Source organism: Citricoccus zhacaiensis (genome assembly GCF_014645315.1).
Classification (GTDB): Bacteria; Actinomycetota; Actinomycetes; order Actinomycetales; family Micrococcaceae; genus Citricoccus; species Citricoccus zhacaiensis.
Genome location: NZ_BMLQ01000002.1, coordinates 388,106 through 409,484, shown reverse-complemented (window position 1 = coordinate 409,484; position 21,379 = coordinate 388,106). Strand labels below are relative to the sequence as shown.

The following is a 21,379-nucleotide window of genomic DNA, read 5'->3' as shown; positions in this document are numbered from 1 at the left end:
CGGTGGGCGGTATGGGATCGATGGAGGCGACCGAGAGGATTCGCTCCGCCTGGGAGCGGTGCGCGGCACAGGGCCTCTCCCGGGAGCTGGACGGCCCGCCCCAGGTGCTTCCGGACCAGGACATTCGGCACCGGCGCGACCTCTCGCCCCTGGGCAGGCACGTCGACGTCGTCGCGGACATCCTGGGCGTCTCCCAGGGCTCGGCCGAGCCACGGGTGGCCATTCTCACCGGCCCGGACGGTACGGTGCTGTGGCGCCGCGGTGGCCGCGCACCGCTGCGCCGCGCTGACCATCTCGGATTCGTCGAGGGTGCCGGGTGGGACGAGCACCACGTGGGTACCAACGCCATCGCCCAGGCACTCCGCAGCGGAACTGCGGAAGAGCTCAGCGGACCGGAACACTTCGCCCTGTCCCACAGCACCTGGGACTGCACCTCCGCACCCGTGCACCGCCCGGAGAGCGGGGAGGTCCTCGGAGTCATCGACCTGTCCGGGCCCCGGGGCAGCGCCAACCCTGACACCAGAAGGCTGGTCAGGTCGGCTGCGCGGGTCGTTGAGGCCTTGCTGTCCGTCCCACCGTCCCGGCCAGCCAGCGCTGACGCCGTCCCCCTCCTGGAGCTGCGCCTGCTCGCCGAACCCGCCGCGGCCCGCGTCAATAACGGAGACTGGTTCACCCTCCCCACCCGTACCGCGGAGATCCTCGCCCTGCTCAGCCTGCGCGATCGCGGGTGGAGCGCCGAGGAGATGGCCTATGAGCTCTACGGTGACCACGGCTCGCCGGGCACGGTCCGAATCGAGATCCACCGGGCCCGCCGCCGTCTCGGAGCAGTGATCGCCGCAACCCCCTATCGCTTCACGGACGCCTCACGCGTGACCAGCGACGTGGCACGCCTCCGAGCTGCCCTCGAGGAGGGCGATCTGGACCGGGCGTTGTGCATCTACCGGCAACCGTTGCTGCGCTCCTCGGATCTGCTCGCCCTCGAGCAGTGGCGGGGCGAGCTGGACCGGGCGACCACGGATGCCGTGCGCCGCAGTTCAGACCCCCGCATGGAGATCCGTTGGTCCCACACCGAGATGGGTCAGGCGAACGCTCTGCCAGGGCCACCGGTGGGATGGGCGTCAGGTCAGAACATCCCGGCGTCATGACCGGAGAACGGCGGCAACACTGGCAGAATCGGGGCTATGCCTCACTACGTCCTGACGATCAACCAGCGTGATTCGCGGGAGGTCGGGGACATGGTCGGCGACCTGTTGCGATCACTGCGGCCCGTGGGCACGGTGGTGCCCTTCCAGCGCTCCTTCGGCGACGAGGCCATCGGCATCGTGCCGGACGCCCGGTCTGCCGTCGACGCGGCGATGCGGGCCCTGCGCCAGCGGCGCTGGAACGTGGGCATCGGCGTCGGCTCGGTGGGGCCGGCCGACCCGGCACGCGGCGGTTCCCTGCCGGACACCCAGGTGATCCACGACGTCGGCGGGCCGGGCCTGGTCTACGCGCGGCGGGCGGTGGAGGAGGCTGCCAGGACCGGGGTCCGCGTTCCGGTGGCCGTGGACGGCCCCGATGCGGACGTGGCCGAGGAGGCCCAGGCCGTGCTGCGGCTCATCGGGCAGTTGGTGCTCACCCGCACGGACGCGGAGTGGGCGGTGCTCGACCTGCTGGTCCCGGGGGTCCGGGGACAGCAGAAGCCCGTGGCCGCCGAGCTCGGGATCACGGTGCAGGCCGTCTCCAAGGCGGTGCAGCGGTCCTTCTGGAACGAGGAGCACGCCTGCCGCCCGGCGGCCGAACGACTGCTCTCACTGGTGGACGCGGTGGAACTCCCCCGCTGAGGGTCAGTCCAGCAGCGAGCGCAGGACGGCGGCGGCGCCGTTCTCATTGACGTGTCCCGTGACCTCATCGGCGACCTTGACGACCTCCGGGGGCGCCTGGCCCATGGCCACGCCGCGGCCGGCCCACGCCAGCATCTCGATGTCGTTGCGGCCGTCACCGACGGCCACCGTGTCGTCGATGTGCACGCCCAGATGGTCACGCAGGGCCTCCAGTCCGGATGCCTTGGTGACGCCGGCGGCGGCGATGTCCAGCCAAGCGGACCAGCCCACGGAGTACGTGACACCCTGCAGGCCGATCGACTCGACGGCCTCGCCGAACTCCTCGGCCGAGGAATCCGTGGAGAACACGACGAGGCGCACCGCGGTGGCCTCCATCAACTCCTCGAAGGTCACGCCCTCGGCCTGGACGCCGAAGCTCATGTCCTGGAAGCGCTCAGTGGACAGGAAGCGTCCACGGTCGTCCTCGATGGCGTACTTCGCGCTCGGCAGGCGGTGGCGCAGGGAGCGGAGGGCCGGTGCCGGGTCAAAGGTCCGGCGGTCGATGACCTCGTAGCCCTCCTCGAGGGCGGTGGACAGTTTCAAGGTGACACCGCCGTTGCTGCAGACGCTGTGCCCCTGTTCCAGGCCGATGGTCTGGATGATGGGCAGGGTCGCCGCGAGCGAGCGCCCGGTGGCGATGAGGACGTGGTGGCCGGCCTCGACGACGGCCCGCGCGGCATCCCGTACCTCGTCGTCCATGTGGCCGTCATGGTCCACGAGCGTGCCGTCCACGTCCAGGCACACCATCTTGCGGGACCCGTTGCCGTGGGGCTGGTGGCCTGAAGAGGTCATGTCCGAGGTGGGACGGTAGGTGGTCTGGAGGGAACCGGTGATCGGGTTCCGTTCTTCGTGCCGGTCTTCGTTGCCGGCGTTCCTTGAATTGAGCATGCCTCTAGTCAAGCAGATCGCACGGGTCAGAGCACCGGCAAGACCTCGAGGCCACCCAGGTAGGGCTGCAGGGCCGCGGGAACATTGACGGAGCCATCCGGGTTCTGGTGGTTCTCCAGGATGGCCACGAGCCACCGGGTGGTGGCCAGGGTGCCGTTGAGGGTGGCGACCATGCGCGTGCCGCCCTTGCTGCCGTCTTCGGCGGCCACGCGCTCACGGATGTTCAACCGGCGGGCCTGGAACGTGGTGCAGTTCGAAGTGGAGGTCAGCTCCCGGTAGGTCTCCTGGGTGGGGACCCAGGCCTCGCAGTCGAACTTGCGGGCGGCACTCATGCCGAGATCGCCGGCAGCCGTGTCGATCACGCGGTAGGGCAGCTCGACCATGGCGAGCATCTGCTCCTCCCAGTCCAGCAGCCGGGCGTGCTCCTCGGCGGCCTTCTCCGGAGAGGTGTAGATGAACATCTCCAGCTTGTTGAACTGGTGCACGCGGATGATGCCGCGGGTGTCCTTGCCGGCCGAACCGGCCTCGCGGCGGTAACAGGTGGACCAGCCCGCGTAGCGGATCGGCTCCTCCCCCAGTTCGAGGATCTCGTCCGCGTGATAGCCGGCCAGGGCCACCTCGGAGGTGCCGACCAGGTACAGGTCATCCCGCTCGAGCTTGTAGATCTCGTCGTCGTGTTCCACGTCGAAGCCCGTGCCCTGCATGGTCTCGGGACGCACCAGGGTGGGGGTCATCATGGGGATGAAGCCGTTCTTCAGGGCCAGGTCCAGGCCCATCTGCATCAGCGCCAGCTCCAGGCGGGCGCCCACGCCCTTGAGGAAGTAGAACCGGGAGCCGGAGACCTTGGCGCCGCGTTCCATGTCGATCGCTCCGATCAGCTCGCCGATCTCCAGGTGGTCCCGCGCGGTGAAGCCGTCGGCAGAGAAGTCCCGGATGGTACCCACGGTCTTGACGGTGCTGAAGTCATCCTCGCCACCGGCGGGCACTCCGTCCTCGATGAGATTCGGGAACCGGCGCTGCAGACCGTCGAGCCGGCCCTTCGCCTCGTCCGAGGCAGCCTCGGCCGCCTTGACGTTGGCGGAGAGCTCCTTGACCTCGGCCAGCAGCTGCTGCTTCTCGTCACCCTTGGCGGCAGCGACCCGCTTGCCGAAGGCCTTCTGCTCGGCGCGGAGCTCCTCGAACGCCGTGATCGAGGAACGGCGCTCCGCGTCGGCGGACACGATCTGCTCGACGAGGGACTCGTCGGCGCCGCGGGCTCGCTGGGAGGCCACATAGAGGTCCGGGTTTTCGATGAGGTGCTTGACGTCGATCACGGGGTCAAGCCTAGTCGGCCCACCCGCCACCACCGTGAGTCGTCACTTGATGTCGCGGTTGCGCAGCCAAGCGCGGCATCATCTGACCACCCACGCCGACGCGGGAGCCGGGGCCCGCCCCCGTAGACTGCAGCGCATGCCCGTTGAACTGGTCCTGGTCATCATCGCCCTTGTCCTCGTGGTGGCCGCGCTGGCCTTCGCCACGGGACTCTGGACCGGGCAGCGGCGCCTGCGCAGTCGCATGGACCGCCTCGACGGCCAGGTCACCTCGCTGCACGGCAACGTCCAGACCCTGCCGGGCCGGATGGACGACCTCAACGGCAGGGTCCAGGTCCTGGACGGGCAGGTCAGCGAGATCGCCGACGCACCACTGGTGGCCCGCGCCATGGACCACCCCCAGCGCATCGCCCTGGTGCTCAACCCCTCCAAGAACGGTGCGGACCGCATCCGCGCGATGGCCACCGCCGCCGTCGCCGAGGCCGGGCTGCCCGAGCTGCAGGTCTATGAGACCACCGTGGAGGATCCGGGACAGCAGATGGCGCGCGATGCCATCCGGGACGGCGCCGACGTCGTGATCGCCGCCGGTGGCGACGGCACGGTGCGGTTCGTGGCCGAGGAACTGGCCGGGACCGACGTCGCGCTGGCGCTGGTGCCGATGGGCACCGGCAACCTGCTGGCGCGGAACCTCAAGCTGCCGCTGGACGACCACCAAGCCTGCATCAACACGGCCATCCACGGGTCCACGCGGGAGATCGACTCCGTCAGCATCAAGCTCGAGGGCACCGACGGGCAGGTCAAGAAGAACACCTTCCTGGTCATCGCCGGCGCCGGCATCGACGCGGAGGTCATGGGTGACACCCGTGACGACCTCAAGGCCCGGGCCGGCTGGCTGGCCTACGGCGAGGCGGGCATGCGGCACCTGCCGGGCAAGCGCAAGGAGATCTCCGTCTCGCTCGACGGCGGCGCCCCCCAGCGGCGTAAGGTCCGGTCCGTGATGGTCGCCAACTGCGGCGAGCTCACCGCGGGCATGGACTTCATCCCGGACGCCCGGTTCGACGACGGCCTGCTGGACGTCGTCATGCTCTCCCCGCGCCACGTGGGCGACTGGGTTCGCATCGCCGCCAAGACGCTGACCAAGTCCACCACTGAGATCCCCGTGATGGAGACCCACCAGGCGACCCGGTGCCGTGTGGTGCTGCATGAGCCGATGACCGCCCAGCTCGACGGCGACGCGATCATGGAGGTCAAGGTCATCGACGCGCGGGTCAAGCCGGATTCCCTGCGGGTGCAGATGCCGGCCACGGACGTGCCGGACTCGGCCGCCGCCCCGCTCATGCGGCCGGAGGCGGTCCCGGCCGCAGAGGACTGAGCCCTACCGCTCCATGATCGCCGCGACCCACTCCTGCCCGGCCCGGTAGGCCGCATCCCGGGTGTGCGCCGGGATCGAGTACTTCAGCTTGTCGGCACGGGGATAGGACCCGAGGAAGCGGATGCCCGGGATCATCCGGTACAGGGCGGCGAGCGCGGCCTTCACCCGCTCCTCGGCCACGTGGCCCTCGAAGTCGATCGAGAAGAAGTAGCTGCCCAACCCGGCCCCCGTGGGGCGGGACTCGATCCGCGAGAGGTTGATCCCGCGCGTCGAGAACTGGTCCAGGATGTCCATCAGCGCGCCGGGGTGGTCCTCCGGCAGGGGCACGACGACGGTCGTCTTGTCCGAGCCCGTCGGCGCCGGCACGGTTCCCGGGCGGGAGACGAGGACGAATCGGGTCACGGCGCCGGCGGTGTCCTCGATGGCCGAGGCCAGCACGGGCAGGCCCGTCTGCTCCGCCACGAGCGGCGCGCAGACGGCGGCATCGTAGGTGGTGGAGTCGTCCAGCAGGCCCCGGGCCGCGCCGGCCGTCGAGTTGCCGGGGACGAACTCCGCCTGGGGGATGTGGGCCGCGGCCCAGTTGCGCACCTGCGCCCAGCCGTGGGTGTGGGTGGAGACCGTCCGGATCTCGTTCAGCTCCAGCTGACGCCGGCCGACCAGCACGAAGCTGATCGGCACCAGGATCTCGCGCCGGATCTGCAGGTTGTCGTCCGCGGCGATGTCATCCAGGGTGGCGGTGACGCCCCCCTCCACGGAGTTCTCGATCGGCACCACGGCATAGTCGGCGGTGCCTTGACGGACCTCCGCGAGCGCCGTGATCACCGAGCCGACGGGATCACACTGGGCCTGCTCCGTGCGCGGGACCTGGCGCAGGGCGGCCTCGGTGAACGTGCCCTCAGGACCGAGGTAGACGTACCGGGCGCGGCCGGTGCCCTCCGTGGTCGAGGTGGCCGCGCCGACGTCGTGCGCAGTGCCCGAAGGCGCAACGGCAGCGCTCACTTGACGGTCGGTTCGGCGCCGCCGTCCGCCTCCATGGGCCGCTCGGACTCGAGCCAGGCACCGGAGCCACCGGCGATGTTGATGGCGGAGTAGCCACGGTCCACCATGAATCCGGCCGCGCGCATGGAGCGGCCGCCGGTCCGGCAGATCACGTAGTAGTCGGTGTCCGGGTCCAGCTCATCGAGCCGCTCGGGCAGCTCGCCGAGGGGAATGTGCACGGCGCCGGCAGCGCGGCCCAGGACCCACTCGTCGTCCTCCCGGACATCGAGGATGGTGGCGTTCTCAGGGACGTCGCCGACGGGGACGGTTTCGAACATGCTCATGGTTCCCAGCCTATAGAGGGAGGCGGACCGCTGGAACCATGCGTCCCGCCCTCCCCGGGCGGCGATCGTTACAGTGGGGGGATGAATCAACGGGATACCCCTGCCGACGCGGCCGACCCGACCGGCCCCGGCCTGGACGGCCTCACCGCTCTGCAACTCCGCGACGCCCTCGCCGCGGGGCAGGTCTCCACCGTGGACGTCACGCGGCATTTCCTGGCCGTCGCCGAGCAGCGCAACCCCGAGCTGGGGGCGTTCATCACCCTGGACCCGGAGGCCGCCCTCCAGCGGGCCGAGGAGCTGGACCAACGCTTCGCTGAGGCCGGCGCCACCGGTTCCCTGCACGGGATGCCGTTGGCGTTCAAGGACCTGGTGGATGTGGCCGGGATGCGCACCACCTTCGGCTCCCGTGTGATGGCACAGGCCCCCGTAGCCACGGAGGACGACCCGCTGGCAGCCTCCCTGCACGCCGCCGGGGCCCTCTCCACCGGCAAGACCACCGTTCCGGAGTTCGGTCTGCCCTGCCACTCGGAGAATCTCATCTCCGCCCCCGCGCGCAATCCGCTCGACGCCGATCGCACCGCGGGCGGCTCCACGGGCGGCGGTGCCGCGGCTGTGGCGGCCGGCATGCTGCCGTTCGCACCCGGGAACGACGGCGGCGGGTCCGTCCGCATCCCGGCGGCGGCCTGCGGGCTGGTGGGCCTGAAACCCGGACGGGGGGCCGTCCCCACCGATCAGCAGGAGGACTCGGTGCGCAATCTTTCGGTGTCTGGGCCCATCGCCCGCAACGCCGTGGATGCGGCCCTGTTGTACGACGCCATGCTGGGTGGCCCCGGCGGCGAGGGTCGAAGCCTGCCACGGGCCCTGGAGGCCGCGCCGGGACAACTGCGCATCGGGTATTCCACCGCCTCCCCCTTCTCCCCGGACCTGGACATCACGCTGGCCCGGCCTGCCGTGGACGCCCTCACCGCCGCCGCGGCGGCGCTGGGCCGGGACGGGCACGAGGTGGTGGAGGCCGACCTCTCCTACGCGCCCGGATACCACCGGGACTTCCGCACCGTCTGGACGTCGGCGCTGACCAGGGTGCCCCTGCCGGACGGCGCAGAGCCACTCCTCGGGCCCCTCTCCGCCCACTTCCTGGAGTTGGCCCGTGGCTACTCCGAGGACCAGCTCGCCACCTCGGTGGGCCGCCTGACCGCATGGGCCGCCGATGCCCGCCGTCAGCTGGCCGCGCACGATGTGGTGCTGACGCCGGTCCTGGCCTTCGCCCCGCCGGCCATCGGCACGTTCACCGCCCTGCCCCCGGCCGAGGACTACGAACTGCAGTGCCGGTTCACTCCGTACACGTCCATGGTCAATGTCATGGGGCTGCCGGCCATCTCCGTCCCCGTACTGCGGGACGCCGACGGGTTCAGCTGGTCCGTCCAGGCCATCGGCCGGCCCGGAACGGAGGGGCCCCTGTTGGCCCTCGCCGCGCGAATGGAGCAGCTGCTGGCCGGTTAGACCCGGTCAGACCCGGTCAGACGAAGAGCAGCGCCATGAATCCGAGAACGCCGAGGAGCGTGAGCCCGGTCATCAGGTAGCCCATGACCAGTCCGGCGATCGCGAAGCCCCGGCTCTGACGGTCCCGGTTCAGGCTGACGTGACCGAGGATGACCGCCAGGATCTGGGGCACGAAGAGGAACCCGCCGGTCACCACGCCGACGATGCCCAACACCATGGATGCCACGGCCAGGCCACTGGGCTGCGCCGGGTGGCCGGCCGTGGGGAACGGGCTGCCCGCCTGACGACCGGACGCGTCCCACGGTCCGGTGTGGCCCGCACGTGAGCCGTAGGGGTTTCCGGCCCCGCCCTGGCCTGACGGATTGGCGATGACGGGATACTCGCCCTGGATCGGGTACTGCCCCTGGCCGTTGCCGTAGGGGCCGGCCAGCGGCTGATCGGCATAGGGGTTGCGTGCGGCGGCCTGCTGTCCGGGTGACTGCTGCGGAGCGGCGGGCGTGGCCGGCGCGGAGGGGTCCGAGTACCAGGAGGGGTGATGCGGGTCGTTGAACGGCCGGTCGCCGTCCGACGACTCGGACGACTGGCCACCGTGCTGGCGTGGGTCCCGATCGGACATGGCTCCCCTTGGGTCTTCGGCTGCTGCGGGCCGGACCGGAAACTGGACGAGCCAGCCGCCGGCAGGCGGAATGATGAGCCCAGTCTACGGAACGGATCAGACACCGTCCCGGTCGCAGCGGATCCCTATCGTGTCCCTGGCCGCCTGCAGGATGATGAAGACCGCAGGGGCCGGACCGTCCGACGCTGGCGGCCACGGGAGGGAACTGATGATGATGTTCACGGCAACGACACCGCGCGATACCGCCATGGTGCCGGGATATCAACGCCACTGCGCCGTGCCCCCGTATCTGCTGGAGCACCTGTCCCGGCACCGGCCGCCGGCCGCCATTGTGAGGACCCTAGAGCTGGATGACCAGGTCCGCGAGCGGCGCCACCGTGGGGCGTTGCCGGAACGCGCGCTGGTGGCCCCGGCGGGCACCCTGGACCGCACGATCTCGGATGCGGAGAACACCGAGGAACTCCCCGGCAGGACCGTGCGGACGGAGGGACAGCCACCGGTGGAGGATGTGTCCGTCAACGAGGCCTATGACGGGATCGGCTCCGTGCACGCGTTTCTCGAGGAGGTCTACCGGCAGTCCTCCCTGGACGGGACCGGGCTGGGACTGCTCGCGACCGTCCACTACGGCCAGCGCTATGACAACGCGTTCTGGGACGGGACGCAGATGGTGTTCGGGGACGGCGACGGTGAGGTCTTCACGGGCTTCACGCCCTCGGTGTCCGTGATCGCCCACGAGCTCGCGCACGGGCTGATGCAGTATTCCTCGGACCTGCTCTACGAGGGCCAGTCCGGTGCCCTGAACGAGTCCTTCTCCGACGTGATCGGCGCCCTGGTGGACCAGTACGCGCAGGGCCAGACGGCCGAGCAGGCGAGCTGGCTGATCGGTTCGGAGATCTTCGGCGAGGGCGTCCAGGCTGACGGGCTACGGTCTATGGCCGCGCCGGGAACCGCCTATGACGACCCGCGGTTGGGGCGGGATCCGCAACCGGCGCACATGGACGACTACGTGGAGACTCAGGCGGACTACGGCGGGGTGCATCTGAACTCCGGCATCCCCAACAAGGCCTTCCACCTCGCGGCGATGGCCCTCGGCGGACACGCCTGGGAGCGGGCAGGGCAGGTCTGGTTCGACGTCGTCACGGGCGAGACACTGCCGCGTGATGCCGACTTCGCCGGTTTCGCGGAAGCTACGGTTCTGGCGGCCGGCGAACGATTCGACGAGGCCGTGGCCACGGCGGTCCGGGACGCCTGGGAGCAGGTCGGGGTCCTGACCGCCCGATCCTGAGCGGACTCGGAACAACCGGCACCGGGCACCCCCTGCGTAGGCTTGCACCATGGATGGCACTGCTGACCGCCCTCCGGGACCACTGAGGGCTCCTGGAGAACCTGGTGTTCCTGCAGCACCTCAGCAAGGCTCGGGCACCGCACTGTTCGAGGTCACGGTGGAGCGCTCCGGCGGGATCGCCGGGATGGTGCGCCGGTGGTCCGCCCCGGTTCCCGACGACGGCGGCCCGGCCTCGCGTGCGGCGCACCGGATCGCGGAGTTGAGCACAGCAGAGCCGAGCGCAGAAGGGCTGGGCACAGACGAGCCGGGGCATGGGGGACCGGGTCGGGTGCGGGACGGCTTCGTCTGGGCCGTGAGGTGTGGGGAAGGTTCCCTGCAGTGCGACGAGGAGGGCCGGCGTCGTGATCCGGAGGTGGATGCGCTCATCTCCGTGGTCACCGCACCCCAGTAGTCCCGCACCCCAGTGGTCCGGCACTGACCGGAATGCTGAGAGGAACCAAGTGGTGTCACGGTAGACACTCTCGCTACCCGCCCCGGGCCGGGCGTGCCACAGTGGTGGCATGAGCTCTGAGAACGCCTCACCCGATCCCGCCGCCACCCAGGTGAAGCCCGCCGCCGAACGAGCCGGGACTCGCGCCCTCGCGCAGGATCTGGTGGACGTGCCGGCGTTGCTCGCCGCCTATGCCGAACTGCATCCCGATCCCGCCAACCCGGCCCAGCAGGTCTCCTTCGGGACCTCAGGCCACCGCGGCTCCTCGCTCAAGGCCTCCTTCAACGAGGACCACATCGCCGCCATCACCCAGGCGATCATCGAGTACCGTGCCGCCCAGGGCGTGACCGGCCCCCTGCTGATGGGCCGGGACACCCATGCCCTCTCGGGCCCCGCACAGGACACCGCGCTCGAGGTGCTCATGGGCAACGGCGTGCACACCCTGATCGACTCCCGTGACGGGTTCACGCCCACCCCCGCCGTCTCCCACGCGATCCTGGCGCTGAACGCGGAGGTGCCGGCCGGCGTCGGGCCCTCGGAGGCCGGACAGACGGGGCAGGCCGACGGCATCGTCATCACTCCGTCCCACAACCCGCCCACCGACGGCGGCATCAAGTACAACCCTCCGCACGGCGGCCCCGCGGACACGGACGCCACGAACTGGATCGCCGACCGCGCCAATGCCCTGCTCGCCGGCGGCCTCGCGGACGTCCAGCGCATCCCGCTGGCCGAGGCCCGGCAGCACGAGGCACTCGGGACCTACGACTTCCTGGGTCGCTACGTCTCCGACCTACCCAAGGTCATCGACCTGGATGCCATCCGCCAGGCCAGGGTACGCATCGGAGCGGACCCCATGGGCGGCGCTTCCGTGGGGTACTGGGGAGAGATCGGAACCCGGCACGGGCTGGACCTGACCGTGGTGAACCCGGAGGTCGACCCGCAGTGGGGGTTCATGACCCTGGACTGGGACGGCAAGATCCGCATGGACTGCTCCTCCCCCAACGCGATGGCCTCGCTGATCGAACGGATGCGGTCCGAGGACACCGGGGAGAACGAGTCGGCCGGCGCTGCCCCGTTCGACATCGCCACCGGCAACGACGCCGACGCCGACCGCCATGGGATCGTCACCCCGGACGGCGGGCTGATGAATCCGAACCACTTCCTGTCCGTGGCCATTGACTACCTCTACCGGCACCGGCACGGCTGGCCGGCGGGGGCCGGCGTCGGCAAGACCCTGGTGTCCTCCTCGATGATCGACCGGGTGGCCGCGGGACTGGGACGGCCCCTCGTGGAGGTGCCGGTCGGATTCAAGTGGTTCGTGCCCGGACTGCTGGACGGCACCGGGGTGTTCGGCGGCGAGGAATCCGCCGGCGCCTCCTTCGTGCGCTTCGACGGCAGCGCCTGGTCCACAGACAAGGACGGATTGCTGCTGTGCCTGCTCGCCGCGGAGATCCGTGCGGTGACGGGCAAGACGCCCACCGAGTACTACGCGGAGCTGGTGGAGCAGTACGGCGATCCCGTGTATGCCCGCATCGACGCGCCGGCCACCACCGAGCAGAAGGCGAAGCTGAAGAAGATGTCCCCGTCCGACGTCACCGCGGACACCCTGGCCGGCGAACCGATCACCGCCAAGATGACCGAGGCCCTCGGCAACGGCGCGGCGGTCGGCGGCCTCAAGGTCACCACCGAGAACGCCTGGTTCGCGGCCCGGCCCTCCGGGACCGAGGACGTGTACAAGATCTATGCCGAGTCGTTCGTCTCCGCCGAACACCTGGCCCAGGTGCAGGCGGAGGCCAAGGCGATCGTGGACTCCGTCATCGCCTGACCCCGGGCACTCCGCCTACAGCAGGCGCTTGAGGGCCTGACGCTTGGTCCACGTGTAGGGCGGGTAGACCATCCTCAGGGTGTCCACCTGATCGGTCTTCGTCAGGGCCGGGCGCAACTGGGAGAACGTCTCGAACCCGGCCCGCCCGTGATAGGCACCCAGGCCGGAGGCCCCCACCCCGCCGAAGGGCAGCGTGGGCAGTCCCACCTGCAGCAGGGCCACGTCGAAGGCCATGCCGCCGGCCGTGACGCGCTCCTCGAAGGCCCGGTGGTAGCGGTGCTTGTCCGTGAACAGGTAGGCGGCCAGGGGGTGCGGCCGGGCCGTGATGAACTCCACGGCCTCCTCGAAGGTATCCACCCGGACGATCGGCAACACCGGCCCGAAGATCTCCTCCGCCATCAGGGCGCTGTCCGGTGACACGTCCGCCACCACGGTCGGTTCCAGGAACCGGTCGGCGACGTCGGCCCGGCCGCCATGCACGAGCCGCGCCGGCGGGTGCCCCTCACCGCCGGCCCGAGCGCCGGCACCGTCCTCAGCACCCGCACCCGGGCCGCCACCCGACAGCGCGTCTTCCAGCAGGGCCACGGTCCGTTCCAGGTGCTCGGTGCTGACCATGCGGCCGTAGTCCGGCGATTGCTGCGCGTCCTTGCCGTAGAACTCCTCGATGGCCTTCGGCAGGTGCTTCTCGAGCTGCCGCTGGGTCTCCTCGCCCACGGCCAGCACGTAGTCCGGGGCCACGCAGGTCTGCCCGGCGTTGGTGAACTTGCCGAAGGCGATCCGGCGGGCGATCGCCGGCCAGTTGCGCCCGTCCGCCACCACGCACGGGGATTTGCCGCCCAACTCCAGGGTCACCGGGGTCAGCTGCTTCGCCGCGGCCTCGTAGACGATCCGCCCCACGCGCTCCCCTCCCGTGTAGAAGATGTGGTCGAACTTCTCGGTCAGCAGGGCCTGCACGGCCTCGGCCCCGCCCTGCACCACGGCGACCGCACGCGGATCCAGGTACTGCGGGATGAGCCGGCCGATGAGTTCGGAGGTGGCCGGGGCCTTCTCGCTGGGCTTGAGCACCACGGAGTTGCCAGCCGCCACGGCCGCCACCAGCGGGCCGAGCAAGGTCTGGACCGGGTAGTTCCACGGGCCGATGATCAGCACGGTCCCCAGGGGCCGGGCCTCGACCTTGGCGCTGGCGGGCCGGAACGCCAGCGGCACCTTCACCGACTCCGGCTCCATCCAATCGGTCAGGTACAGCAAGGCGTGGTCCACCTCGGATCGCGTGGGCTGGAGCTCGGTCAGCATCGCCTCGACGCTGGGCTTGCCGAGGTCGGCCGCCAAGGCCGCGCAGATCGCGTCGGCCTGTTCCTCCAGCATCCGCCGGAGGCCCTTGAGCTGACCGGCCCGGAAACGCCGCGGGTGCGCCAACCGCAGCGCGGCGGCCTGGCGCATCCTGGCGACGGCGGCGCCCGGCTCCTCGTTTCCGCTCGCCACGTCCGGCCCGGCGGGGACGTGCAGCATCGACGCCGGATCGAGGGCGGCGTCATCCTGCCCGGGTCCCTCGCCGTGCTGGCCGGGGTTCAGGGTCTGGTCCGCGATGAAGTCCGGAATCTGGGGCATGCCCCCACGGTAATGGCAAGGGCCCGATACCGCGCAGCCGCTCTGGTCACGGCGAATTCGATTCTGCTGACAGGCAGCGATGGGTACCCTTCTCTGCCCCCACAGGCGGGGGTTCAGCGCTGCGGCCAGTACCCGCGGGCCTCCATCACGGAGGCCAGGGCCTCGGCGTCGTCCGTCATCAGACCGTCCACGCCGAGGGCCAGCAGGTGCTCCATCTCCGCGGGCTCGTCCACCACCCAGACGTGGACCTGCAGCCCGGCGGCCTGGCACCGGGACACGAACGTGCGGGTCACCACGGGGATGGGGCCTTGCTTCACGGGGACCTGGACGCAGTCGACGTGCACGAGCCGGCGCGCCACGAACCGGGTCAGGCCCAACGGAGCCGCCACCACGAGGGCGGCGATGGCCCACCCTCCGCCGGACATCGCGATCCGGCGGCCGGCCGTCCGAGTGAATCGCCGGCGTCGGGAATCATGGAAGGAGGCGATCAGCACCCGGTCCCAGGCATCATGGCGGGCGAGCAGGGGCACCATGGCCTCGCCGGCGGCATCGTCCTTGAGGTCCACGTTGAGGTGCACGTCAGGCCACTCGGTCAGCAGGTCCTCGAAGCGCAGCAGGTGCTCTCCCTCGAGCAGGTCGCTCCCGGCGAACCCCACCTCGGGGTCCAGCGCCTCACCACCACCGGAGGACACCCGCGCCCCCACCGGACCGCGGTCGGACCCCTGCCTGGTGGCCGGATCCAGCACACGCAACGCGCTGAGTTCCTCCCAGGTGTGGTCGGAGATCCGGCCCGAGCCGGTGGTGACGCGGTCCAGGACCTCGTCGTGGAAGACCATGAGCACCCCGTCCTTCGAAGTGCGCACGTCCAGCTCGAGGTAGCCGTAGCCGCGGTCCACGGCACTGCGGAACGCGGTCAGCGTGTTCTCCCGGGTGGTGTCCGCCCCGCGGTGGGCGAAGGCCAGCGGCCATCCTCGGCGCGCGGGAAGGGAGTCCGTCAGATAGGGAGGCAGGAAGGTGCGCTTCACGCGTCCACCCTATCCGTCAGTCGAGCGTGAGCAGATGCTCGATGGCCTCGGCCACCCCGTCGTCATCGCAGGCCCCTGTGGTCGCGTCCGCGGCAGCCAGCAGGGTCGGGTGCCCCGAGGCCACGGCGTACCCGGTGCCGGCCCAGTGGATCATCTCCAAATCGTTGGGCATGTCCCCGAACGCCACCACCTCGCCGGCGGAGATGCCGTGCTCGGCGGCGAAGCCGGCCAGGGTCGTGGCCTTGTTGACCTCCGGCCGGGACAACTCCAGCAGGGTCATCCCCGGTGCGGAATGCGTCACGGCGAGCAGGTCCCCCAGCAGGTCCCGGACCTCGGCCAGGAAGGCATCGGGCTCGTGGGAGCGGGTCTTGACCAGGAACTTCACCACGGCAGGATCCGCCGGCAGGACTTCGTCCAGACGAGGTGCCACGTGGACTCCGGCGGCCAGTTCGCCAGATACCAGGTCCCCGGTGGCCTCCGCGTCCTGGCGGTCGATGAAGGCGGCATCGAGGTGGAAACCCTCGAGTGTCTCCATCCCGAACGACGCCGACGGGTCCAGGGCGGCGATCATCTCGCGTGCCTGCAGCACGGTCTCGAAGTCCATCGGCTTGGAGTCAAGCACCTCCTCCCGGACGAGGTCGTAGATGACGGCCCCGTTCGAGCAGATAATGGGCCCGGCATGGCCCAGCGCCTCGGTCAGCGGCGTCAGCCAGCGGATCGGCCGCCCGGTCACGAAGACCACCTGGATGCCGGCGTCATGAGCGGCCTGGAAGGCCTCCACTGTCCGCGGCGAGATCAGCCCGGTGCGAGTGTGGTCGTACCCGATGATGGTGCCGTCCAGGTCACTGGCGATCATCCGGGGCCGGCGGACGGCCGGACCGGCCGGAGCCGGCGGCGCCGGTTCGTAGGTCGGTTCTGGACGGGACATGGCCCCCATTCTAGGCCGCGGGCCCGCGGGGTGACGGCGCGAGGCGAACCGGCGGGGCGTCTCAGCCGAGCTCGTCACGCGTGGGCGGATCGGCCCCCAGCCGGGACGAGGTGATGGCCGCCGCCCGCGCGGCGTAGGCGAGTACCGCCGTGGTGTCCTCCGGGCTGATGGTCCGCAGTGCCCCGCGGTTCTCGGCGCCCAGGAGCCCGCGGTCCTTCAAGGCGACCAGCAGGGCGGCGGTGAAGGAGTCGCCCGCACCCACCGTGTCCGCGACCTCCACGGGCGTCACGGGATGTTCGGTCACGCCGGCAGCGGTGGCGCACAGGAGCGAGGCCTCCCCGCGGGTCACCACCACCATGGCCGGCTCGATCCGCTGCCACTCGACGATCACGTCCTCGAGCGCGCGATCCGGATACAGCCAGGCCAGGTCCTCGTCCGAGGCGTGCACGATGTCCGCGAACGCCACCGACTCCTCGGCCCGGCGGCGGGCGGTGATCCGGTCGGGCACGATCGACGGGCGGCAGTTCGGGTCGTAGCTCAGGGTGACATCCGGCTCGAGCGTGGTCAGCAACTCCATGACGGTGGAGGCACCCGGCTCGAGCATCGTGGCGATGGATCCGGTGTGCAGGTGTTTGAGGGTCCGTGCCCGTCCGTCCTTGTCCAGCACGGCGCGCACCAGCCGCGCCGTCTCGTCCGGATCAGGCAGCGACCAGTCCAGGTCGAACTCGTAGTGGGCCACCCCGGTGGGGTCCAGGCGCGCGGTGGCCACGGAGGTCGGCAGGCCGTCCGGGTCCAGCACCGTGTTCACGCCGTTGCGGTCGAGGTGCTCGCGGACCATGGTGCCGTAGTCATCGCGGCCGTAGCGGCCGGCGAAGAACACGTTCTCCCCGAGACGGGCCAGGCCGACGGCCACATTGAGGGGACTGCCGCCGACGTGGACCCGCGGCGTCGCGGTATCGGAAAGGACGACGTCGACGAGCGCCTCGCCGATCACACCCACGTAATCAGTCACAGATCAACGGTACCCTACCGCTCAGTTGCCCTCGCAGTTTTCGACCGGCTCTCCGGACGTCCGCAGGGCAATTCCCGCACCCCCGAACCGACCGGAAAGATGCCCGTGACCTCGAAGGACCCCACAGAGCCCACCGACGGACCCGCCGCGGAAGCCACCGACGGAGCCGCGGGAGCCACCACCGCGTCCGACGCCGGAGAGCAGCGGTCCCTGGCCCGCCGGCTCGGCATGGGCTGGCACCTGCATGGCGACGGCCGTCGCATCACCCCGGGCGAGGTCGTCGCCCCGGACGAGCGGCTCGCCTGGCCACAGACCGTCGGCGTCGGCATCCAGCACGTGATGGCCATGTTCGGCGCCACCGTGCTCGTGCCCACCATCACCGGCTTCCCCGTGACCGCGTCCCTGTTCTTCTCGGGCGTGGGCACTCTGCTGTTCCTGATCATCACCGCCGGCCGGGTCCCCTCCTACCTCGGCAGCTCGTTCGCGTTCATCGCGCCCATCAGCGCGGCCATGAGCCAGCACGGCATCGGCGGAGCCCTCGGCGGCGTCCTCGTCTCCGGAGTCGCCCTGTTCTTCGTCGGCCTGGTCGTGCAGCGGGCCGGGACCGGATGGATCCACGCGCTCATGCCCCCGGTGGTCATGGGCACGATCGTGGCCCTGATCGGCCTGAACCTCGCCGGTTCTACCACGGAGGCCATGGTCACGGTGCCCCTGACCACCTTCTCCACTGCCCTGGCCATCGTGGTGTGCGCCGTGCTGTTCAAGGGCCTGCTGGGCCGGCTGTCCATCCTGCTCGGCATCATCGTCGGCTACCTCGTGGCCCTGGCCCAGGGCCAGATCGACTTCAGTCCCATCGGCGAGGCCGCCGTGGTCGGCCTGCCGCCCTTCCACGCCCCGGAGTTCCACTGGGACGTGCTGTTCCTCTTCCTGCCCGTGGTGCTGGTGCTCGTGGCGGAGAACATCGGCCACGTAAAGACGGTCGGCCTCATGACGAACCGCAACCTGGACTCCTCCAACGGGAGGGCCCTGATGGCCGACGGCCTGGCGACCACGCTCTCCGGCCTCGGCGGCGGCGTGGGCACCACCACCTATGCGGAGAACATCGGCGTCATGGCCTCCTCCCGCGTCTACTCCACCGCCGCCTACTGGGTGGCCGGGATCGTGGCCCTCGCCCTCGCGTTCTTCCCCCAGTTCGGCGCCCTGATCAACACCATCCCCGCGGGTGTCGCCGGAGGTGCGGGGATCATCCTCTACGGCATGATCGGCGTGATGGGCGTGCGCATCTGGGTACAGAACCGCGTGGATTTCTCGAACACCATCAATTTGATGTCCGCCGGCGCAGGCCTCATCGTCGCGATCGCCGACCCGACCCTGGACGTCGCCGGCATGCAGTTCGGCGGCATCGCCCTCGGCACCGCGACCGTGCTCGTGGTCTTCCACCTCATGACCGCCATCGCCCGCTGGCGCGGCACCGAACCCGTACCCGAGGATCCGGACGAGAATCCCTACGAGTCCTCCGAACCCGGCCGCCTGGGCTGACCCGCACGGCCACGGCGGCAACGGCGCACATGCACGACGCCGGTCCTCCCCGTCCGCAGGTCAGGGCTCGTTCAGCGGCGATTGCCGCCCCTGCCGCCCTTCGATCCCGGGGACCCCTTCGAACCCTTCGATCCCTTGGCCGCGCCCTTTGACCCGCCTTTGGAACTCTTGGAGCCTGCCCCGGTGGCACCCTTGGCACCTTTCGTGGCCGCGCGGTTGCGGCCCGCGGTGGTGGCCTTGCCGCTGCGGGACGCACCGGCGGCCGTGGCGCCGCCTTGAGGCGCCGCGGGGGAGGCCTGGAGGTGGTCATTCCGGGAGGAGCCGGGGCGGCGGCCCTTCGCCGCGCCGACGAAGTCCTGCACGAGTTGGGAGTCCACGGTCTTCAACCAGGCCAGGCCCACGCCCCATCCGGGGTGGCCGTCGGATGCCTCCGGGGCGTCACCGCGGCGTTCCAGCGGCAGCACCACCACGTCCTTGCGGCCGAACATGCGGGCCACCGAGGCGGGCAGGACCACGTGGCCCGCGCCCGTGGCCACGATCTCCACGGCCATCCGCTCGCCCGAACCCGGGACCTCCGGGGCGTCCAGCGCATCGATCGGCGGCTCGGGCGCGAACCTCGCCGGATCCAACTGTTCGGCCGCGTCCAGCTCGGAGCACGGGACGGGGCCGTCGGCGGCGGCATCCCACGCTGCCAGCAGGTGATCCTGGCCTACGCAGACCACCGGGTCCTCCTCGTAGAACCGGACCACGTGCACGTCGGCGGGATCCACGCCGCCGGCGTTGAGGAGTGCCTCGGGGGTGGAGTCGAGCCGCCAGCGCAGGTAGCCCAGCTGCGGGAGTCCGCGCGGGGCCGAGCCGTCCGGGCCGGGGGCCAGGAACGCGACCTGCGCGCCGACGTCGTGGTTCACCAACTGGACCCGCCGCTCACGGGAGGTGAAACGGTCCACCCACTTGGAGGGCGAGGCGCCGGGGATGGTGGAGAGGAACAGCGTCTCCGGGACGATCTCGTCTGTTGAAGACCGCCCGGGCGGGGGCGAGGACGGTGGCACCGGCGGTTACTCGACCTTGTCCTTCAGGAACCGCACGGTGCGGGACCAGGCGAGCTCGGCCTCCTCGGGGCGGTAGTTGCCCTGGGGATTCTCGTCATTATGGAAGGCGTGCGGGGCATCGTAGAAGAAGTACTCGACCTCGGCACCGGACTCTTCGCGGATCTGATGTTCCTGGGCGCGTGCGTCCTGGGGCGGGAACATGGAGTCCTGTTCGGCGTAGTGGCCTTGAACAGCAGCCTTCACCCCGGCGTAGGCCTGCGGGACGGCCTGGCCGACGCCATAGAACGGCACCGCGGCGGAGACCTTCGCACCCTGGTCAGCGGCCAGGGCGAGCACGAACCCGCCACCCATGCAGAACCCGACAGTACCGACGGTCTTCGAGGTGACCGAGTCCAGGGACAGCAGGTAGTCGACGGCCCCGGCCAGCTGGCGGGCCCCCTCCGCCGCGGGGAGGTTCTGCATCATCTCGCCCGCCTCCTCGCCATCATGGGCGACCCAACCGCCGAACAGGTCCGGGGCCAGGGCGGTGAAGCCCTCCGCCGCCAACCGGTCGCAGACGTCCCGCATGTGGTCGGTGAGGCCCCACCACTCCTGGATGACGATGACGCCGGGGCCGGACCCGGATTCTGGGGTGGCCAGGTAGCCGTGGCCGAGGTTTATCCCGCCATCGGAGCCTTCCTTCTCCGGGAGGGCGAAGGTGGTGTTCTGGTGCGGGGTCTTTCCGGCCATGGGTCCTCCTTGGATCCGCGGATGAAGCTGGTAACGGTCACGGTCAGTCTAGGCGTGCCTTCAGGCCGGACAAGTGGAGATACTGGGGCTTCCGGCAGTCGCCCGTGTTGCCCGTCCACCCGGAGGGCCGGTGCCGATCTGCCATCACAGCACTGGAGGATCGCACCATGCCTGCTTCATCTGCTCCCAGCACCCCGGCCCGCCTGGTGGCCGAGTTCATCGGCACCTTCGTCCTCGTCTTCGGCGGTTGCGGCACCGCCGTCTTCGCCGCCCAGGTCATGGACGATCCCGCCGGCGTCAACATGGGCGTCGGTTTCCTCGGGGTCGCCCTCGCCTTCGGCCTGACCGTGGTGGTCATGGCCTACGCGGTGGGACACATCTCCGGCGGCCACTTCAACCCGGCCGTCACGCTGGGCACCGCCCTGGCAGGCCGGACCAAGTGGTCCGACGTCGGTCCCTACATGCTGATCCAGATCCTCGGTGCCACCGTGGCCGGCGGCGTCCTACTGGCGATCGCCTCCGGGAAGACCGGATTCGATGCCCAGGAGTCCGGATTCGCCACCAACGGCTACGGGGAGCGCTCACCGGACGGCTACACCATGCTGTCCGTGCTGCTGATCGAGGTCGTCCTGACCGCCGTGTTCCTCTACGTCATCCTCGGTGTCACGGACCGCCGCGCCCCGGCCGGCTTCGGACCGCTGGCGATCGGCCTGTCCCTGACCCTGATCCACCTGATCTCCATCCCGGTGTCCAACACCTCCGTGAACCCGGCCCGCTCCCTCGGCGTGGCCTGGTTCGCCGGCGGTGAGGCACTGGGTCAGGTCTGGCTGTTCATCCTGGCCCCGCTCGTGGGCGCGGCGATCGCCGGTCTGACCTACAACCTGTTGCTCCCGGACCGAGGAGACGTCAACGCCGGCATCGCCGGGCGGGAAGCCAACGACGCCACCGCCTGAGCGGTTGCCTGCCGCGCCAGGTCGCCTCCAGAGGTCAAAAGCGCCCCGTTGTCCCGGATGATCTCC

Annotated in this window: 20 protein-coding genes; 9 read left to right on the top strand and 11 right to left on the bottom strand. The window is 70.4% G+C overall.

Translation table 11 applies throughout. The features are described from left to right. Positions 1-20 precede the first annotated feature (20 nt). Both IEX49_RS05290 and IEX49_RS05285 read left to right on the top strand, forming a co-directional pair. Positions 21-1,145 carry a GAF domain-containing protein gene (locus IEX49_RS05290; protein WP_188804874.1) on the top strand — a complete coding sequence of 375 codons (1,125 nt, stop codon included), beginning with the start codon at positions 21-23 and terminating at the stop codon, positions 1,143-1,145. Between the two features lie 36 nt (positions 1,146-1,181). Then, on the top strand, positions 1,182-1,823 hold the full coding sequence (locus IEX49_RS05285; RefSeq protein WP_188804873.1) for a hypothetical protein: 642 nt from the start codon (positions 1,182-1,184) through the stop codon (positions 1,821-1,823). Positions 1,824-1,826: 3 nt separating this feature from the next. Here IEX49_RS05285 and IEX49_RS05280 read toward each other — a convergent pair whose 3' ends face one another. Both IEX49_RS05280 and serS read right to left on the bottom strand, forming a co-directional pair. Beyond that, positions 1,827-2,750, bottom strand: coding sequence for an HAD family hydrolase (locus IEX49_RS05280; RefSeq protein WP_188804871.1), 924 nt, complete (start codon positions 2,748-2,750; stop codon positions 1,827-1,829). A 26-nt stretch (positions 2,751-2,776) separates the two neighbouring features. Continuing rightward, complete coding sequence (serS, locus tag IEX49_RS05275; protein ID WP_188804869.1) at positions 2,777-4,063, bottom strand: serine--tRNA ligase; 1,287 nt, start codon at positions 4,061-4,063, stop codon at positions 2,777-2,779. Positions 4,064-4,199: 136 nt separating this feature from the next. Between serS and IEX49_RS05270 the strand changes: the two genes are divergently transcribed. Further along, the gene (locus IEX49_RS05270; protein ID WP_188804867.1) at positions 4,200-5,432 is read left to right on the top strand and encodes a diacylglycerol/lipid kinase family protein; all 1,233 of its coding nucleotides are present in this window, start codon (positions 4,200-4,202) and stop codon (positions 5,430-5,432) included. A gap of 3 nt (positions 5,433-5,435) precedes the next feature. Here the strand turns inward: IEX49_RS05270 and pheA are convergent, their stop codons facing one another. Next, a complete protein-coding gene (gene pheA, locus IEX49_RS05265; RefSeq protein ID WP_188804865.1) occupies positions 5,436-6,431 on the bottom strand; it encodes a prephenate dehydratase in 996 nt (331 codons plus the stop codon). Next, on the bottom strand, positions 6,428-6,754 hold the full coding sequence (locus tag IEX49_RS05260; protein WP_188804863.1) for a rhodanese-like domain-containing protein: 327 nt from the start codon (positions 6,752-6,754) through the stop codon (positions 6,428-6,430). Before IEX49_RS05260 ends, pheA begins: the two co-directional genes overlap by 4 nt. Positions 6,755-6,835: 81 nt before the next feature. On the opposite strand from IEX49_RS05260, the gene IEX49_RS05255 reads away from it, so the two are divergent. Next, on the top strand, positions 6,836-8,254 hold the full coding sequence (locus IEX49_RS05255; RefSeq protein ID WP_188804860.1) for an amidase: 1,419 nt from the start codon (positions 6,836-6,838) through the stop codon (positions 8,252-8,254). A gap of 16 nt (positions 8,255-8,270) precedes the next feature. Here the strand turns inward: IEX49_RS05255 and IEX49_RS05250 are convergent, their stop codons facing one another. Next, entirely contained in the window at positions 8,271-8,870 is a 600-nt protein-coding gene (locus IEX49_RS05250; protein ID WP_188804858.1) for a DUF4190 domain-containing protein, read from the bottom strand. Positions 8,871-9,021: 151 nt separating this feature from the next. On the opposite strand from IEX49_RS05250, the gene IEX49_RS05245 reads away from it, so the two are divergent. The 3 genes from IEX49_RS05245 to pgm all read left to right on the top strand — a co-directional run bounded on the left by IEX49_RS05245 (position 9,022) and on the right by pgm (position 12,470). Continuing rightward, positions 9,022-10,155: a M4 family metallopeptidase gene (locus IEX49_RS05245; RefSeq protein ID WP_229672259.1), complete on the top strand. Its 1,134-nt coding sequence runs from the start codon at positions 9,022-9,024 to the stop codon at positions 10,153-10,155. Between the two features lie 49 nt (positions 10,156-10,204). Continuing rightward, positions 10,205-10,606, top strand: a complete 402-nt coding sequence (locus IEX49_RS05240) for a hypothetical protein (RefSeq protein ID WP_188804856.1) — start codon at positions 10,205-10,207, stop codon at positions 10,604-10,606. Between the two features lie 109 nt (positions 10,607-10,715). Next, positions 10,716-12,470, top strand: coding sequence for a phosphoglucomutase (alpha-D-glucose-1,6-bisphosphate-dependent) (gene pgm / locus IEX49_RS05235; protein WP_188804854.1), 1,755 nt, complete (start codon positions 10,716-10,718; stop codon positions 12,468-12,470). Positions 12,471-12,485: 15 nt separating this feature from the next. Here pgm and IEX49_RS05230 read toward each other — a convergent pair whose 3' ends face one another. The 4 genes from IEX49_RS05230 to IEX49_RS05215 all read right to left on the bottom strand — a co-directional run bounded on the left by IEX49_RS05230 (position 12,486) and on the right by IEX49_RS05215 (position 17,043). Then, entirely contained in the window at positions 12,486-14,078 is a 1,593-nt protein-coding gene (locus IEX49_RS05230) for an aldehyde dehydrogenase family protein (protein WP_188804853.1), read from the bottom strand. A 113-nt stretch (positions 14,079-14,191) separates the two neighbouring features. Next, positions 14,192-15,103, bottom strand: a complete 912-nt coding sequence (locus IEX49_RS05225; RefSeq protein ID WP_188804851.1) for a glycerophosphodiester phosphodiesterase family protein — start codon at positions 15,101-15,103, stop codon at positions 14,192-14,194. Between the two features lie 16 nt (positions 15,104-15,119). Next, positions 15,120-16,031: an HAD family hydrolase gene (locus IEX49_RS05220; RefSeq protein ID WP_188804849.1), complete on the bottom strand. Its 912-nt coding sequence runs from the start codon at positions 16,029-16,031 to the stop codon at positions 15,120-15,122. Between the two features lie 61 nt (positions 16,032-16,092). Beyond that, the gene (locus IEX49_RS05215; RefSeq protein WP_229672257.1) at positions 16,093-17,043 is read right to left on the bottom strand and encodes a carbohydrate kinase family protein; all 951 of its coding nucleotides are present in this window, start codon (positions 17,041-17,043) and stop codon (positions 16,093-16,095) included. A 228-nt stretch (positions 17,044-17,271) separates the two neighbouring features. Between IEX49_RS05215 and IEX49_RS05210 the strand changes: the two genes are divergently transcribed. Beyond that, positions 17,272-18,582, top strand: a complete 1,311-nt coding sequence (locus IEX49_RS05210; RefSeq protein ID WP_188805076.1) for a uracil-xanthine permease family protein — start codon at positions 17,272-17,274, stop codon at positions 18,580-18,582. A gap of 71 nt (positions 18,583-18,653) precedes the next feature. On the opposite strand, the gene IEX49_RS05205 is transcribed toward IEX49_RS05210, so the two are convergent. Together IEX49_RS05205 and IEX49_RS05200 are read right to left on the bottom strand one after the other, a co-directional pair. Beyond that, positions 18,654-19,631 carry a type 2 periplasmic-binding domain-containing protein gene (locus tag IEX49_RS05205; RefSeq protein ID WP_188804847.1) on the bottom strand — a complete coding sequence of 326 codons (978 nt, stop codon included), beginning with the start codon at positions 19,629-19,631 and terminating at the stop codon, positions 18,654-18,656. 6 nt (positions 19,632-19,637) lie between these two features. Then, positions 19,638-20,360: a dienelactone hydrolase family protein gene (locus IEX49_RS05200; protein ID WP_188804845.1), complete on the bottom strand. Its 723-nt coding sequence runs from the start codon at positions 20,358-20,360 to the stop codon at positions 19,638-19,640. 167 nt (positions 20,361-20,527) lie between these two features. Between IEX49_RS05200 and aqpZ the strand changes: the two genes are divergently transcribed. Beyond that, entirely contained in the window at positions 20,528-21,313 is a 786-nt protein-coding gene (gene aqpZ, locus IEX49_RS05195; RefSeq protein WP_188804843.1) for an aquaporin Z, read from the top strand. Positions 21,314-21,379 lie beyond the last annotated feature (66 nt).

Coding starts and splice junctions, on each gene's coding strand:
- IEX49_RS05290 (WP_188804874.1), top strand. CDS start 21: ATGGAGGCGACCGAGAGGATTCGCTCCGCCTGGGAGCGGTGCGCGGCA.
- IEX49_RS05285 (WP_188804873.1), top strand. CDS start 1,182: ATGCCTCACTACGTCCTGACGATCAACCAGCGTGATTCGCGGGAGGTC.
- IEX49_RS05280 (WP_188804871.1), bottom strand. CDS start 2,750: ATGCTCAATTCAAGGAACGCCGGCAACGAAGACCGGCACGAAGAACGG.
- IEX49_RS05270 (WP_188804867.1), top strand. CDS start 4,200: ATGCCCGTTGAACTGGTCCTGGTCATCATCGCCCTTGTCCTCGTGGTG.
- IEX49_RS05260 (WP_188804863.1), bottom strand. CDS start 6,754: ATGAGCATGTTCGAAACCGTCCCCGTCGGCGACGTCCCTGAGAACGCC.
- IEX49_RS05255 (WP_188804860.1), top strand. CDS start 6,836: ATGAATCAACGGGATACCCCTGCCGACGCGGCCGACCCGACCGGCCCC.
- IEX49_RS05250 (WP_188804858.1), bottom strand. CDS start 8,870: ATGTCCGATCGGGACCCACGCCAGCACGGTGGCCAGTCGTCCGAGTCG.
- IEX49_RS05245 (WP_229672259.1), top strand. CDS start 9,022: ATGATGAAGACCGCAGGGGCCGGACCGTCCGACGCTGGCGGCCACGGG.
- IEX49_RS05240 (WP_188804856.1), top strand. CDS start 10,205: ATGGATGGCACTGCTGACCGCCCTCCGGGACCACTGAGGGCTCCTGGA.
- pgm (WP_188804854.1), top strand. CDS start 10,716: ATGAGCTCTGAGAACGCCTCACCCGATCCCGCCGCCACCCAGGTGAAG.
- IEX49_RS05230 (WP_188804853.1), bottom strand. CDS start 14,078: ATGCCCCAGATTCCGGACTTCATCGCGGACCAGACCCTGAACCCCGGC.
- IEX49_RS05220 (WP_188804849.1), bottom strand. CDS start 16,031: ATGTCCCGTCCAGAACCGACCTACGAACCGGCGCCGCCGGCTCCGGCC.
- IEX49_RS05210 (WP_188805076.1), top strand. CDS start 17,272: ATGGGCTGGCACCTGCATGGCGACGGCCGTCGCATCACCCCGGGCGAG.
- IEX49_RS05200 (WP_188804845.1), bottom strand. CDS start 20,360: ATGGCCGGAAAGACCCCGCACCAGAACACCACCTTCGCCCTCCCGGAG.
- aqpZ (WP_188804843.1), top strand. CDS start 20,528: ATGCCTGCTTCATCTGCTCCCAGCACCCCGGCCCGCCTGGTGGCCGAG.